The organism is Oleiphilus sp. HI0117, assembly GCF_001635235.1.
In genome coordinates, this window is the sequence record NZ_LWGA01001318.1 from 1 (window position 1) to 15799 (window position 15799).

Below are 15799 nucleotides of genomic sequence, written 5' to 3' on the forward strand. Positions count from 1 at the left end.
GCTTGCGGTCAAAGGAATAGACACTGGCAGAGCACTATTTGGAGTTGTTGCAATACCTGTTTTTTTTGTCTTGTATTTACTCACATTTGTTTTAATAGAGCAAAATCAGCTAGTTGGCGATAATATAGAATTTTCCTTGATAGTTGTTCTACTACTTATGGTTGTAGCTTTTTTTCTATCACTTCATAGCTACAGAAGGTCAGCAGGACTAATATTCCTTTTCAATAAGAGCAATGGAATTGTTGAAGTTTTTAGACATAAAGGATTAGTCTCTAAGTATTCACTAGGAAGAAATGTGAAATTAAAGCTTCAACGCGCACAGGGCATAGTGAGGAGAATTGATGGAGGGAGTGAAAGGCTACTTACGTACCACGCTGTATTAATTGGTAGCAAGGGTGAAGTATGGATCGGTGCTTCGGCTTTCACACAGAGAGGGCTATTAAAAAAAGTTAGAGTCATCTGTGACTATTTCGACGCCGAACATGAAGTATCAAAAGACATACTAAATAGTTATGAATCTAGTATAAAATATCAGCAACTACGTAATAAATAATGAATCTGCGCCACATTGTTTATGGCAATCGGGCCAAACGTGAAACAAGCTCGTAGGTCTGCCTTTGGCACTTTGCTGACAAAGTTTAGGCAGGGTATTTGTAGGCTCTAGTCGAAACCGCTATTTCATTGCGTGCCGACTTTTACAGCTTATCTATAGCATGGTCTCAATTCAGCTTAAGTAAGCGCTACTCTACTCTGACCCCGGCTTTTTTCTGGCACGAAAATATTCCGGTTCTTCACTTGAATCAATCAATTCTCGCCGGACCAAATCCAGAGCTAAGGCTGAAACTAGTTCCTGAAAAAACACCCTGCTACCCGGAAAGTAGAATTCACGTGCTTTGATATTGTTCTTTGCACCCCAAGCGACCCAAACAGTACCAACTGGCTTTTCTTCGGTACCGCCATTTGGACCAGCGATGCCTGATACCGACACTCCTATGTCTGCACCACTTAATTCGAGCACACCCGCCAGCATCTCTCTGACAACAGGCTCGCTCACAGCACCATACTTATCCAAAGAGTCTTGCGACACGCCAAGTACTCGATGTTTAATCTCATTGGAATAAGAGACAACACCCGCTTCAAACACTGCCGATGCGCCGCTAATCTCTGTCACTAAAGAAGCTATCTTGCCGCCCGTACAAGACTCGGCAAAGGTAAGCGTTTTACTTTCGGCATTAAGCTTATCTACGACAACGTGAGCAATAGAGCGTTGATCCTTAGTGACAATATGATCACCAAGCAATGCTTCTATCTTCTTGCCCCATTCACCTAAAGTAGCATGATGTTCTAGCCTATCAACCTTCAGTTTCAGTTCTATTAGAGGTAGAGAGGCTCGAAAGCCTATCTCAATGCAAGCAGGCAAATCCGGAAAGGTCTGAGCCAGCACCTGCTGAAGTTTTGATTCACCATAACCAAAAACGCGGTAGCGAAGGCGCTTCACCTCAATATCACTCGGTAAAGTAACCTTTAGACTCGGTAAGATCTCCTCACGCAGCATCAGCTCAAGTTCTTTCGGTACACCCGGAGTACAATAAATCTGACAATCATTATGAGGCGCCCAAAAACCCACTGCAGAACCGATACTATTTGCCAGCAAAGCAATCCCTTCGGGCAGCATCGCCTGCTTTTTGTTGGCATCACTTAAATGGTAGTTGCGTTGCTGACACCAAGAGCTCAGGTGTGCCAGAGCTTGCTCGTGCTGCTTGATTGGCTTGCCTAGAACTTTAGCCAGAGCTTCTGCCGTCATGTCATCTGTTGTCGGCCCTAAGCCACCGTTAACAATCAGAACATCAAAGTGCTGACTTAAGCGCTCTATTTCTGAAACCAATAGGTCTAGTTCATCAGGAACGGTCGCCTTGTAAGCCACCTGAATACCTTGATCAAGACAGTATTCAGCGATCATCGCCGAATTACTATCAACAATATCACCGGTCATCAACTCGGAACCTGTCAGCAGCAATGCAATCTTCATAGTTTAAGCCTTCAGCTCTTCTGCCAAGCTTACTGATCGATCTGCTGCGGCCTGCATTGCCTCATCGACAATTTCAAGCAAGCCCTTCTCTTCGAAAGTATGAATCGCTCGCTCTGTTGTTCCGCCGGGAGACATCACATTGCGCTTTAGCTGGGCTGGTGCCACATCACCACTAAGCACCATTTCAGCGGCACCCGCTACGGTTTGTGCTGCCAGCTTTCGAGCCGTATCTGCAGAGAGCCCTTGTTTTATCGCGGCTGCTTCCATCGCTTCGATCATCAAAAAGATATACGCTGGCCCTGAACCTGACAAGGCCGTCACTGAGTGAATCAAGCTTTCCTGATCTACCCATTCAACCAAGCCAATTGCCTGAAACAATTCATCTGACAAGTTCTTTTGTTCATCGCTTACATTCGCATTCGCGATCAAGCCGCTCGCACCCTTGAGTACCTGGGCTGGGGTATTCGGCATGCATCTCACCAATGCCTGCTCAGAGCCCAACCACTGTGCCAGCAGGTCCAAACCAATGCCTGCCGCAATAGAGATGATTAGAGGACGATGACTAAGGCTGCCTTTCAATGACTCACATACCGACTGCAGTACCTGAGGCTTTACACTGAGCACGACAATATCTGCCGTGCTAACAGCGCGAGCATTGTCTTCATCTACCTCGACCTGCCATGTGTTCTGCATCGCTTCCCGATGTTCAAGGTTTGGTGCAGTTGCTACAATATTGCTTGCGTTTAAACCTTTCTTTACTAGGCCACCAACGATGGCGTGTGCCATGTTACCTGCGCCAATAAAGCAGATCTTTTGTTCATTCAAGTTCATTGTTAGTTCACTTCCTGTTCAAAAATTCAAAAACTGTTTCCAAGCTCTAGCGTTCGCCAAACAAAGCGGTTCCAACTCTGACCATTGTTGAGCCACAGGCAATTGCCTGCTCCATATCACCAGACATTCCCATCGAGAGAGTATCGACACTCGAATAGCTTTCTTGCAGATCATTAAATGCCGACTTCATCTTCGTAAACGCGGTGCTCAAACTCTCTTCACTTTGATTTGCTTGAGGTATGCACATTAAGCCGCGTAGCTTCAAACGAGGCATATCTTCTAGTGCTCGACAAAGCTCAGGCAAATCACTCAACAATATGCCCGATTTAGTCTCTTCTTCATCAATATTCACCTGAATACAAATATTCAGTGGCGATAAAGTGTCCGGGCGCTGATCATTTAAACGCTGTGCTATTTTTATGCGATCAACACTATGCACCCAAGTAAAGCTTTCAGCAATCGGCCGCGTTTTATTCGACTGAATCGGGCCAATAAAGTGCCAGACGATATCTTCGGCATTGCCTTCTTTCGTCAATAAAGCCTTGACCGCTATCTGCTTTTCAAGCGCTTCATTAAGATAGTTCTCGCCAAATATTTTCTGCCCTTGCTTAAATAACTCAAAGACTGCTTCAGCAGGCTTCTTTTTCGACACCGCCAGGAGCTGCACGGAGTTTTCTGCTAGGCCGGCATCAATTGTGGCTTTTTGTATCCTTTTTCTTACGTTCTGGAGCTTGTCTGCTATGCTGAAGTTCATAATATAAGTTTGCGTGGCGTGTCTTAAAGTCGACATGCATTTGAGCAAAAACAACCTGTATTAACAAGCTTTATCCTTCTGGATCAGCTTTCTCATTTAAAAATCTAAGATACAAAGTTATAGGCTTTAGAGGACGACCATGGATATTACTGAACTGCTGGCATTCTCCGCCAAACAAGGCGCTTCCGATTTACATTTATCTGCCGGACTACCGCCAATGATCCGTGTTGACGGTGATGTTCGCCGTATCAACCTGCCAGCGATGGAGCACAAAGAAGTTCATTCACTGATTTATGACATAATGAATGACAAGCAACGAAAAGACTTTGAAGAATTCTTGGAGACTGACTTCTCGTTCGAAGTACCCGGTGTTGCTCGCTTCCGTGTAAACGCCTTTAACCAGAACCGTGGTGCTGGCGCAGTATTCCGTACTATTCCTTCGAAAGTACTCACCATGGAAGACCTGGGAATGAGCCAGGTTTTCAAAGATATTGCTGAAGTCCCACGCGGCTTGGTTCTGGTAACAGGGCCAACCGGTTCTGGTAAGTCAACCACATTGGCCGCCATGATCGACTATATCAATGACAACCGCTACGACCACATTCTAACGATTGAAGACCCGATCGAATTTGTTCATGAAAGTAAAAAGTGCTTAATGAACCAACGTGAAGTTCATCGGGACACCTTGGGCTTTAACGAAGCGCTACGTTCAGCGCTTCGTGAAGACCCCGATATTATTCTGGTTGGTGAGCTTCGTGACCTTGAAACCATCCGTTTGGCACTGACCGCAGCAGAAACGGGTCACTTGGTATTTGGCACCTTGCACACCACCTCAGCAGCTAAAACGATTGACCGTGTCGTCGACGTATTCCCTGCAGAAGAAAAAGCGATGGTTCGATCAATGCTTTCCGAGTCTTTACAGGCTGTTATTTCTCAGACCTTGTTGAAAAAGACCAATGGTGGCCGAGTTGCTGCACATGAAATTATGATCGGCTCCCCTGCAATTCGTAACCTGATTCGTGAGGATAAGGTCGCCCAGATGTACAGTGCTATCCAGACGGGCGCATCAATCGGTATGCAAACACTCGACCAGTGCTTGCAGAACCTACTAAGCAAGGGCTTTATCACTCGTGATACAGCAAGAGAAAAAGCCAAGATCCCTGAGAATTTCTAACTTAGGCCGCGTTATGAACAAAGATAAAATGATTCAGGATATGTAACATGGATTTTGAAAAACTCTTAAAAGTCATGGTCGAAAAAGGTGGCTCTGACTTATTTATTACTGTTGGTGTCGCACCGAGCATCAAAATCCACGGCAAGCTCGTCCCTGTTACCAAGCACGCACTCACGCCCGAACAATGTCGTGAGATTGTATTTGATGTCATGTCAGAGAAACAACGTGACGAGTTCACTGAGAAAAGCGAATGTAACTTTGCTATCAGTGCCCGTGGCATTGGCCGCTTTCGTGTAAGTGCCTTCATGCAAAGAAATTTGTGCGGTATGGTGCTGCGTCGAATCGAAACTAATATTCCACGCATTGAAGATTTGGGTCTACCTACAACCATCAATCAGTTAGCAATGACAAAACGTGGCCTGATTATTTTTGTCGGTGCAACGGGCACGGGTAAGTCAACTTCTCTCGCAGCAATGATCGGGCACCGAAATAGAAATAGTAAAGGTCATATTATTTCTATCGAAGACCCTATTGAATATATCCATCAACACCAGAACTGTATTGTCACCCAGCGTGAAGTCGGTATTGACACAGAAACCTTTGAAATTGCCCTTAAGAACACCTTGAGGCAGGCACCAGACGTTATCATGATTGGTGAGATTCGTAGTAAGGAGACGATGGATTACGCGGTCACCTTTGCCGAGACTGGACACCTATGCTTGGCAACACTACACGCTAATAACGCTAACCAAGCACTCGACCGGATCATTAACTTTTTCCCGCCTGAACAGCAAAACCAGATATGGATGGATTTATCCCTAAACCTAAAGGCAATTGTTGCCCAGCAATTGATTCCAACGCCCGATGGTAAAGGCCGCCGAGCCTGTATCGAAGTGCTACTCAACACGCCTTTATGTGCAGACCTCATCCGCAAAAAAGAAATTCATAAGTTGAAGGAAATAATGACCAAATCGCGAGATATTGGTATGCAGACCTTTGATCAGGCCCTGTACGACCTGTATTCAGCTGGAGATGTTACTTATGAAGATGCGCTCGCCTATGCAGATTCAGCGAACGATTTACGTTTGATGATAAAACTGGGAGCAGACGCCTCATCGCCTAACCAACTATCAGCAACAACTGATCGTCTTAGTATTCAGGATGATGGAGACATTGGTGGTTTCTAAGCCCCAAGATTATAGATTGACTTACCTTTAAGAGAAGCAATGTTATTCATTGCTTTCTCAACAACGCCTCCATGTCACTAACATTCAATGGCCTTGAGACAAGGTAGCCCTGAATATAATCACACCCATGCTGCGATAATAGTGACAACTGGGCCTGATTCTCGACACCTTCTGCAACCACACGAAGGTTCAAGCTCTGACCCAACACGATAATAGCCTTGACTATCGCGAGTTGTGCTTTGGAGTTTTCAAGCCCCTCAACAAATGAACGGTCAATTTTTAGCGTATCAGCCGGCAATTCTTTTAGGTAACTTAATGATGAATACCCGGTACCAAAGTCATCTATAGAAATTTTAAGCCCTAGTTCTTTTAATTCATGCAAGCAACTCAAACCGGCGCGAAAGTCTTCAATTATGACGCTTTCTGTTAGCTCTAATTCCAAACATGCTGGCGAGATACCGCTCGACTCCAACACACTCTTAATCATACCTTTCAAGTTTTGATCACGAATCTGCCTAGGTGACAAATTTACGGCAACACAAATAGTACCTAAGCCCTGTTCCTGCCATGTTTTAACCTGGCGACAAGCAGTTTCAAGCACATAGGCTCCTAGCTCAGAAATCAAACCACTTTCTTCAGCAATATTGACAAATTCAGCAGGCGAAATGAGCCCTTTTTGGGGGTGATTCCAACGCACCAAAGCCTCACAAGAATTAATCCTTCTCGACCTGACATCCAGCTTCGGTTGGTAATAGACTTCCAACTCACTTCTTTGCAACGCTTTACGCAATGCATTTTCCATTTCCAGACGTTCTCTAGAGAACTGCTTAAGACTATCATCAAACAATTGGATCTGATCGCCTCCCTGGAATTTAGCTTTCTGCACCGCCAAGGCCGCATATTGCATCAATGTTTCGATATCCTGAGTATGTTCAGGAACATGTGCGACACCCATACTGCAAGATAAAGCGATTTCCTCACTCGATATATCATAATTATGATGGGTCACAGTTTTAAAAAGTCGCTCTGCAAACTTCATTACGTCAAAGGTCGGACTACAGGACACGACGCAAGCAAACTCGTTGCCTCCAACACGGGCTAGAATATCAACCTTCTGTACATTCGCAGACAAGCGTCGAGCAATTTCCCTGAGCAACTCATCAGCCGCATCATGACCAAAGCTATCATTAAACTGCTTGAATCGGTCAATATCCAAGGTCACTAAGGCGAAAGGTAAGCCTTCATCTTTGTAGCGAACCACAGCGCGGTGTAACTGATCTTTGAACTGGTTGCGATTCGCTAACTTAGTGAGGTCATCATAATTAAGTAAGTAATTGAGTTTCTTATCAGCAGCTTGTCGAACAGACAGGTCAGAGAGCATTGCGGCATAGTATTGTATATGTCCGTTGCGATCCCTGATGGCATTGATCTGAGTCCACTGGGGAAAGTAATCACCATGGTATCGCTTCTCTAATAATTCACCCTGCCATAGGTCTTTGGCTTGTACCTCTTCAAATATCTGGGCATAGGCTTCCTGACGCTTAGGCGTATCACTCAAACAATCAATCTTCTGCCCAACAAGCTGTTCCGCACTCTGCCCGATTATTTTCTCATAAGCAGGATTAACCGACAGGAAGCGATAGTTAGCATCCAGAACAAAAACACCTTCTGAAGTATGATCAACGACCGACTTAGCCAAGCGAACTTGTTCATCACGAGCGCGCTCGGACTGAATATTACGCCGGGTCCCCAAAATTCGCAGAGCCCGCCCTTTTGCATCCCGATCAACAACCTTGCCGCTCTCTTCTATCCATAGCCAATCGTCACCACTCTGGGCTCGATATTGAAGTTGGTACTCTCCCTTACCGCCTTCCAAACAAGCGTTAACGGCCGCCCGAACATCAACATAGTCTGCCGGGTGAATAATCGTTTTCAGGTTATGTATATGCTCTTCAGTAGTCAGTTCTTTATCGCCGAAGAGTTCATGGAAGTCTGACTGGTAAAACTGGGCTTGATCAAGATCCCAGTCGATCAAGCCCAAACGCGCTGCGTCCATAGCCTGCGTTAAGCGCGTCTGGCTTTTTACCAAGGCGTCACTGATCTTTTGTCGCAGGGCAATTTGTTCACTGAGTTGCTTGTTACTGTCTTCAAGCTCTTTGGTTCGATCTCGAATCGCAAGTTCGAGGTCGGTACTCTTTTGCACTAGCTGAGCTTCTAACGCTTGCCGTAACTTGCGTTCATCGACCAGCGCTTGATAGATTTGCTGACTTTGTTCCGCGTTCCGCCTGGCCTCTGAAGCTGCTTCAGATCGAGTTCGATGCTTACTTAAAAGCGCTTTTAGTTGGCCAAAATTGATCATGAGTGAAGTATAACCTGAAACACAAACATTTAGAGAAAAGCTTAACAACAAATAATGACAATTCAATTTTAGTGGCTACTCTCAACGATCAATAGACCTAAGATAATCCGTCCACTATACTGCCGCCTTTAAAATTTAATGCATAAAAAGGGATTAATAATGAATCGTTTAAGAAAGATATTAGGGATGTGGGTTATTTTGCTATGTTCTATTAGCAGCAATATCGCCTTAGCCGAAAATTACTCACCAACTTCTACGAAAACCTTCCAAGGCTTTACTGCTGGAGGCTTTACTTTTGGGGGAGATGACTTACTCAAGGTAGAATACACCAATGGTGACTCTGAAGAGCTCACTGCAGGCGGTTTATTGGATCTAAAACTGGGTCTTATCTATAACATCAATGATACATACTCTATACAAAGTAGCATTGGTTATCACTTTGATGCCTTATTAGCCGAAAACGGTGATGGTGACTTCACGCGCATTCCAGTCGAACTATTAGGCTTCTATAATTATGATAAGCACCGTTTTGGTGGAGGATTGACTTTACATACCAGCCCAGAATTTGAAGCAGAATCAGATGATATTGGGCTTGACGAGAATGCTGAATTCGAAGATGCCAGCGGCTTAGTTATAGAGTACGGATATAAGACTTCTGATAGTGCAGTCATTGCTTTAAGGTACGTCGATATAAACTACGAAGTAACAAAGTACAATGGTAGCTCAGTAGACTCAGGCCCTGATTCTGACGGTAGCCACATTGGTTTATATATCTACTTTCTTTTCTAGCAGTCAAAGTTTCCGTGAGTTCAGCGGATATCAAAGGGCCTTTGAGGCCCTTTTTTTCGTCCTACATTTAGCAAGCCAACACATCTTGATCTCTTACATAGCTGCTGTAAGATGAGCAGCAATATTTTCATATAATCATTAGTTCTCGGTAAAAATACCCCCATGGACGTATCCCATATTCTTGACGGTTTGAATGACGCACAACGCAGTGCTGTTGCTGCACCTATGCAAAACTTATTGGTTCTTGCTGGAGCCGGAAGTGGCAAAACCCGAGTATTGGTACACCGAATTGCCTGGTTGATGGAAATTGAACGCTTAAGCCCTTCTTCAATTATGGCAGTGACCTTCACTAACAAAGCTGCCAAGGAAATGAGGGGCCGTATCGAGCAATTGTTGGACCTGCCTGCACGAAACCTTTGGTTTGGTACTTTCCATGGCATTGCTCACCGTTTTCTGCGCGCACATTCCAAAGAAGCAAATCTTCCGGATAACTTCCAGATCCTCGACTCCGACGACCAGCTTCGGATCGTAAAGCGAATCATGCGTGAAATGAACATCGATGAGTCGCGATGGCCGCCTAAGCAAGTTCAGTCTTTTATCAACAGTAAAAAAGATGAAGGCGTTCGCGCCGCTTATTTACCGCCGACTCATTCCCAGTTCGATCAAGTAATGGCAACGCTCTACCAACGTTATGAAGAGCAATGCCAACAGTCCGGCATGGTCGACTTCGGTGAGCTCTTACTTCGCTCTCATGAAATATGGCTGAACAACCCAGCCCTGCTTGCTCATTATCAAGATCGCTTTCGCTATATTCTGGTCGACGAATTTCAAGATACTAACACCATTCAATATGCCTGGCTTCGCGTACTCGCAGGCAACCGAATCCCCATTATGGTAGTGGGCGATGATGACCAATCTATATACGGCTGGCGTGGCGCGAAGATAGAGAACATTCAACAGTTCCAAAACGACTTTGCCCAGCCTTTAGTTATTAAGCTGGAACAAAACTATCGATCGACCTGCACTATCCTGAACGCGGCCAATGCTTTGATCTCAAACAATAGCGGACGTTTAGGAAAAGAGCTATGGACTGATGGCAGTGAAGGTGAACCGATAGACCTTTATGCCGCGTTCAACGAACAAGACGAAGGCAACTATATTGCTGACCGCATCAATGCTTGGGTGAACCAAGGCCAGCTACGTTCACAATGCGCTATTCTCTACCGCTCCAATGCACAGTCGCGTGTCATTGAAGAATTTTTAATTCGCCAGGCTGTCCCTTATCGAATTTATGGCGGCCTACGCTTCTACGATCGTCAAGAGATTCGTAATGCCCTCGCCTACTTACGTTTGGTTTATTATCGACACGATGATGCCGCCTTCGAACGAGTGGTAAACGTACCAACTCGTGGTGTTGGCAATAAGACCCTTAGCGATATTCGTGAACACGCTCGAGATCAGGGAGTGTCTCTCTGGCAGGCCTGCGTCGAACGTTTGCAGCTAGGCCTGATTAAAGGCAAGGCCAATGGCTCTCTGAATGCCTTTATCGATATGATAGATGAACTTAGTGCAGAACAAGACGAGCTAAACTTATTCCAACTCACCGAAAGAGCTATCGGGCAATCGCAGCTTAAAGAGTTTCATGCGAAAGAAAAGGGTGAAAAAGGCCAGGCCCGCATTGAAAACCTCAATGAGCTTTTATCGGCAACCAAAGATTTCGAAGCTGAAGATGACGAGCTAAGCCCATTAGCTAGCTTTATTGCCCAGGCAGCCTTGGATGCAGGCGAGCAACAAGCCGAAGAACATCAGGACTGCGTGCAACTAATGACGCTTCACTCTGCAAAAGGCCTGGAGTTCCCTTTCGTGATTCTGGCAGGTATGGAAGAAGGTCTATTCCCGCACCAGATGTCGATGGAAGAGCCTGGAAGGCTAGAAGAAGAACGCCGACTCTGTTATGTCGGAGTCACTCGCGCAATGGAGAAGTTAGTGCTCACCTATGCCGAGTCACGACGCCTGTATGGCCAAGAGAAGTTCAACCCCATGTCTCGTTTTGTACGAGAGATACCACCAGGGCTAATACAAGAAGTTCGCATAAAGAATAGCGTTTCTACACCGGTCTCCTTCAGCCAATCTTCAAGCAGCGATATGCAAGTTGGCGATTCGCAATTCCAACTAGGTCAAGTTGTTCGGCATGGCAAGTTTGGTGAAGGCACTGTACTCAATTATGAAGGCCAAGGTGCCCATGCACGTATTCAAGTTAACTTCCCAGAAGCTGGCAGTAAGTGGCTAGTTCTATCTTATGCAAAGCTTGAAGCCGTCTAGCCTTTTTAGGTGGTGACTGGAACTTGTGCATAGTAAGCAAAACGCTATTTATCAGCTACTATTAAAAGGTTTCCAGTATTATTTAATAGGACCTTTGATCACATGGCGTCGCCAGAAGAGTTACAACTAGAACAAAAATCTCGTGCACTTCAACTAAAAGAAGATGCACTAAACCGTCAAGCGACCCAGCAGCAGAAAACTGAAGAACGCATTAAAGCGCACCAAGATAGCGTTGCCAAAAAAGAGCGCGCTAACCAGTTAAAAACTCAAGACCTAATAAAACGCGAACGTAAACTTAAAGAAGACAATACACTTCTCCAACATGAGAGAGAAGCATTTAACACGGCACAGCAGGCAGCTGAGTCTCGCCGCCAACCCGCGATGATTATTCTGCCGATTATGCTTATCGCTTGTATTATTGGCGGCTATTTTGCCTACGAGCAACTTGCCAAGAAGCAGCTTCACTACAACCAAATAGCCTCCGCCTCAAAGAATATTGATAAACTCGCAAATATTCTCAGTTTGACTCAGGATGAGGTGCTTACCCAAACCACTACCTTAGCCAGTAAAAAAACTGAACTGGATAAAACCAAAGGTATGCTGTTGGAGCTAAAACAAAGCACCGACCAACTTCGAAGAGAAATACAGCTACTTAAAGGCGACCAGGAAACTAGCGCCTCGGAGAAAGCATCCCTAGTGGAGTCAGCTGATAACCTTGCACAACAACTCAGTGAACTCAAAAACCAGTTAGAAGATAAATACTTAACCATCGATATTATCGAGGCACTGGTTGATTATCAGGAAGATCACCTTGAAAACGTAAAAGGCGAACTCGCAACAAAACAAGAACTCTTAGCCAAGCATGAAGATTCGCTGAGTGAACAACAAACTCAAAGAATGAAGCTCGAGCAAGCACTGAATGAAAAAGACAGCCAACTCAAAGAAAAGAGCCAGAGCTTACAAACGGCCCAAGAGGAACTTGATCAGGCTCAGCGTCAGTTAACTGAAGCCCAACAAAAATTGAATGCTTTTACCGAAGCCATTAAAGCACCTGAAGCACCTCAAAAATAAAGATTCTATCTCTAAAAAAGGGTCTGCCTTATCTGTAGGCAGACCCTTCCACGGCTCGCTGGCGGGTTAGCACCCTCGGCCTACGGCGCTAGCCTTTCGATCGACCAACTATCATCATGCAAACGCGTATATTGGAAACGATCATGAAGTCGATTTTCACGTCCTTGCCAAAATTCGATTCGAGCCGGCACTATGCGATAGCCGCCCCATGACGAAGGTAAAGGAATCGAACCGGATTTGAATTTCTCTGCCGCTTCACGATACTTTTGTTCTAGAAAAGAACGAGACTCGATCACTTCGCTCTGATCACTACACCAAGCACCAATCTGACTGCCACGCGGCCTGGTTGCAAAATATTTCAAGGAAGCGGCACTGGATATCTTTTCACAACGTCCTTCCACCTTCACCTGACGGTTCAGTGGTAACCAGGGGAACAACATCGCTACTTGAGGGTAGGCTTTAATCTGCTGAGACTTTCGGCTGTTGTAGTTAGTGAAGAAAACAAAGCCGTTTTCATCAAATAACTTCAGTAATACCGTTCGAATGGAGGGGCCTACTTCAAGATCTGTTGTCGCCAGACTGAAGGCATTTGCATCTTGTATGTCTGCATCATTTGCCTGTTGAAACCAGTGTTCAAACTGCTTGAACGGGTCATCAAGTAATTCATCACGGTCCAGGCCCTGGCTCATATATTCGCGACGATAGTCACCGATATCCATACTCTCTTCCTAGCTTGTTGAATCAGATTTAGCTCCAATATTGAGGCTAATATCTTGATAATACAAGCTAAGTAAAAGCGAGAGAAGAGAAATCTTGTGTCTATGCCAAATTCGCGAAAAAGCGCTTTTGGATCCAAGCATCAAGTGACGCTTTACCAGGCCCATACATCACCAAAACCAAGAGCATCGCGCCCCAGAAATAGTGGTCATTAACACCACCTGGGCTAATATCCGGGTAAGAGATAACGGCAACGATATTTAAGACAAATAGGCGGCGACATCAAAGGGAATCAAAGGCACATCGTATTCATATTCAAACAGCATCAATGTGCTATCCATACTCTTTACCTTCGATAAGCCAGCTAGAAAAAATACTTTCGCCAAGTACAAACGAAAGACAATAATCATAATAATCTGGCTTTTATCCACCCAGCGAGTGGCATTTAAATACAGCGACGCAACAGTAGAGACTTGACTCATATTTAATCCTAATGTGGTAATTTGGAACGATTTATTCGGCTAATGTGAAGCCGACAAACCAAACTCGTTGAACAGCCAAAGCAAGTGTTTGGTTAATTTCTTCTAGTGGATACTTGGACTGCAGTTCTTGCAGAATAGTTCCCAAGTTTTTCTTTTTATTTATCGAAGAGAGTAGTTCGAATTCCAAGTCGGATAGCTGATCGACACGTAGCTGGTAATGCGCCGCTCGCCATACCAACAAGTGCCGCGAACCGGAATCTAAATTCAAGGGTTGATCTTCATTCCCTTCTGCTTTGTCTCGATCTTCCAGGCACTTATCACGGATCTCTTTAATCGGATAGTTGCAGGAAAGTAAGTGGGCACTGGCTGGAAGCAAAAAAGTTATCTTGTCATATCGATCTTCATCAATTTCAGATAAGCGAATAGCGTCAAGGGGCTGCTCATCTTTGGCGTGAAAAGCCAAATGCCAATACCACTCAAGCTGTGCCAAATCTTTAGCGTAAGGGAGCGATTTAAGTGCCTCAAAGTCTCCAACATATTCTGGAAACTCGGCACCATAGTGGTCCAGACTCGCTGACGCGGAAGGGTGTGCTTTAACATAACGCAGTGCTAATGCCTGAAAAAACTGCTCACCAACACATTGCAAAAAGGCAGGATAAATATCTGCTAATGCAGAACATAAGTTGCCGTAAACACTGCCGCGATAAATCGCTAAACACTGCTCAGGATCAAGCTTCTCACCCGCTTGAATAAATGCCCCTGGCTTGATATCCGTCTCTAGATTATAGATGCCTGAAATAAAGGCTTGATGAATGTTCGCAAGCTTCATTACCTGGATACCTGCTCTGCAGAAGCAAGACTGGAATACTTTGAGCACTGAGCCATCATGCGGGCTGCGTTGCTCTGCTCTTCCTGCAGAACGGAAAAATCCGGAATATCAGTATCCCATTCAATCAAAGTAGGAATAGGGCCAAATCGCTCCAACGCTGTTTGGTAAAGTTGCCAAACCGGTCCGTGCACTCTTGCGCCATGCGTATCGAGCAAGTGCGTGCCCTGATCTTCGAAGCCCGCCAAGTGCATTTCTTTTATGCGTTTTACAGGCAAAGCCCGAATGTATTCTTGCGGATCAAATTTGTGGTTCATTGCGCTGACATAGATATTATTCACATCACATAAAATATCGCAGTCAGCCTGCTCGGCGACCTCGGACAAAAACTGCACTTCTGCCATCGCATCAACTGTAAAACTTAAATAGCTCGAAACATTTTCGACCAATATACGACGTCCCAGATAATTCTGAACTTGGTCAATTCGTGAGACGATATGCTTAATTGCCTCCATGGTATAAGGCATGGGAAATAGTTCATTACCATGTACGCCATCAAAAGAAGCCCAACACAAGTGATCAGACACCAGCGTTGGTTGAAAGCGTTCTATAAGTGACTTTAAGCGTTTGAGGTAGGATTGATCTAAGGGATCAGTTGAGCCTAAAGACATGCCGACACCATGAAAGGTAACCGGGTATAAATCCCGAACCTGCTCCAGGTAATCAAGAGGCTGACCACCGTCGCTCATATAATTGTCGCTTAGTGCTTCAAACCAGGGGATATCAGGGCGTGAATTCAGAATCGTTTGATAGTGTGCAGAACGTAAACCTATACCTGCACCCTGAAGCGCTTGTGGCTCAGGAGAAGCAGGATGATCGGTTGGCATTCCCTGCGATAAGATATGATTCATCAGTTAATGCCACCGATAGAAGTGCTAAGTAACTTACTTCACTTTACCATTTACAATTTTTGAACAAGTGCCTTCTGGAACATATACCCATTCCTCAGGGTCACCGTCTTTAGCAGCTTGGCCAGCACAACTATGCTTTGAGGTACCACAGTCATTCATACCGGCTTTAGCAATACCCTGACATTTTTCAAAACCAGGCTTGCCTGCTAGTGCGTCAGTTGACGCAGCCATAACACCCATTGCGACCATGCTTGCGATTGCTGATTTGCTTAAGATTTTTGCGTTATTCATTGTTTTAACCCTGTGTAATTCATCTAAAAAGTAACGGTTAACTAAAGTAGTTGCTC

The 15799-nt window shown here is 45.0% G+C and carries 15 protein-coding genes; 6 read left to right on the forward strand and 9 right to left on the reverse strand.

What is annotated here, in order from left to right:
* Positions 1 to 553: hypothetical protein (locus tag A3757_RS27780; RefSeq protein WP_231878359.1), on the forward strand; the 553-nt coding region annotated here is incomplete at its 5' end.
* Between the two features lie 192 nt (positions 554 to 745).
* Here A3757_RS27780 and A3757_RS22765 read toward each other — a convergent pair.
* From A3757_RS22765 to A3757_RS22775, 3 genes are read right to left on the reverse strand one after another with little or no spacing between them, the layout of a single operon-like run.
* Positions 746 to 2029, reverse strand: a complete 1284-nt coding sequence (locus A3757_RS22765) for a CinA family nicotinamide mononucleotide deamidase-related protein (RefSeq protein WP_068515918.1) — start codon at positions 2027 to 2029, stop codon at positions 746 to 748.
* A 3-nt stretch (positions 2030 to 2032) separates the two neighbouring features.
* Complete coding sequence (proC, locus tag A3757_RS22770) at positions 2033 to 2860, reverse strand: pyrroline-5-carboxylate reductase (protein ID WP_068552677.1); 828 nt, start codon at positions 2858 to 2860, stop codon at positions 2033 to 2035.
* 46 nt (positions 2861 to 2906) lie between these two features.
* A complete protein-coding gene (locus tag A3757_RS22775; protein WP_068515979.1) occupies positions 2907 to 3614 on the reverse strand; it encodes a YggS family pyridoxal phosphate-dependent enzyme in 708 nt (235 codons plus the stop codon).
* Positions 3615 to 3753: 139 nt separating this feature from the next.
* On the opposite strand from A3757_RS22775, the gene A3757_RS22780 reads away from it, so the two are divergent.
* Both A3757_RS22780 and A3757_RS22785 read left to right on the forward strand, forming a co-directional pair.
* Positions 3754 to 4788 (forward strand): type IV pilus twitching motility protein PilT, encoded by a 1035-nt coding sequence (locus A3757_RS22780; protein WP_068515927.1) that lies wholly within the window; start codon positions 3754 to 3756, stop codon positions 4786 to 4788.
* 47 nt (positions 4789 to 4835) lie between these two features.
* Positions 4836 to 5975, forward strand: a complete 1140-nt coding sequence (locus tag A3757_RS22785; protein ID WP_068552674.1) for a PilT/PilU family type 4a pilus ATPase — start codon at positions 4836 to 4838, stop codon at positions 5973 to 5975.
* Between the two features lie 46 nt (positions 5976 to 6021).
* On the opposite strand, the gene A3757_RS22790 is transcribed toward A3757_RS22785, so the two are convergent.
* On the reverse strand, positions 6022 to 8334 hold the full coding sequence (locus tag A3757_RS22790) for a bifunctional diguanylate cyclase/phosphodiesterase (RefSeq protein ID WP_068552672.1): 2313 nt from the start codon (positions 8332 to 8334) through the stop codon (positions 6022 to 6024).
* A 159-nt stretch (positions 8335 to 8493) separates the two neighbouring features.
* Here A3757_RS22790 and A3757_RS22795 point away from each other — a divergent pair, with 159 nt between their 5' ends.
* The 3 genes from A3757_RS22795 (at position 8494) to A3757_RS22805 (ending at position 12516) form a co-directional block, all read left to right on the forward strand.
* Positions 8494 to 9123 (forward strand): hypothetical protein, encoded by a 630-nt coding sequence (locus A3757_RS22795; protein ID WP_068512737.1) that lies wholly within the window; start codon positions 8494 to 8496, stop codon positions 9121 to 9123.
* 162 nt (positions 9124 to 9285) lie between these two features.
* On the forward strand, positions 9286 to 11445 hold the full coding sequence (gene uvrD, locus A3757_RS22800) for a DNA helicase II (protein ID WP_068515938.1): 2160 nt from the start codon (positions 9286 to 9288) through the stop codon (positions 11443 to 11445).
* Between the two features lie 102 nt (positions 11446 to 11547).
* Entirely contained in the window at positions 11548 to 12516 is a 969-nt protein-coding gene (locus A3757_RS22805; protein WP_068552667.1) for a hypothetical protein, read from the forward strand.
* 80 nt (positions 12517 to 12596) lie between these two features.
* Here A3757_RS22805 and pdxH read toward each other — a convergent pair whose 3' ends face one another.
* The 5 genes from pdxH to A3757_RS22830 all read right to left on the reverse strand — a co-directional run bounded on the left by pdxH (position 12597) and on the right by A3757_RS22830 (position 15743).
* On the reverse strand, positions 12597 to 13235 hold the full coding sequence (gene pdxH, locus A3757_RS22810; RefSeq protein WP_068515941.1) for a pyridoxamine 5'-phosphate oxidase: 639 nt from the start codon (positions 13233 to 13235) through the stop codon (positions 12597 to 12599).
* A gap of 258 nt (positions 13236 to 13493) precedes the next feature.
* On the reverse strand, positions 13494 to 13715 hold the full coding sequence (locus A3757_RS27255) for a hypothetical protein (protein ID WP_068552664.1): 222 nt from the start codon (positions 13713 to 13715) through the stop codon (positions 13494 to 13496).
* 31 nt (positions 13716 to 13746) lie between these two features.
* Positions 13747 to 14544: a DUF2063 domain-containing protein gene (locus A3757_RS22820; protein WP_068552662.1), complete on the reverse strand. Its 798-nt coding sequence runs from the start codon at positions 14542 to 14544 to the stop codon at positions 13747 to 13749.
* Entirely contained in the window at positions 14544 to 15452 is a 909-nt protein-coding gene (locus A3757_RS22825) for a DUF692 domain-containing protein (protein ID WP_231872236.1), read from the reverse strand. Before A3757_RS22825 ends, A3757_RS22820 begins: the two co-directional genes overlap by 1 nt.
* Before the next feature lie 33 nt (positions 15453 to 15485).
* Positions 15486 to 15743 carry a DUF2282 domain-containing protein gene (locus A3757_RS22830; RefSeq protein WP_068515949.1) on the reverse strand — a complete coding sequence of 86 codons (258 nt, stop codon included), beginning with the start codon at positions 15741 to 15743 and terminating at the stop codon, positions 15486 to 15488.
* Positions 15744 to 15799 lie beyond the last annotated feature (56 nt).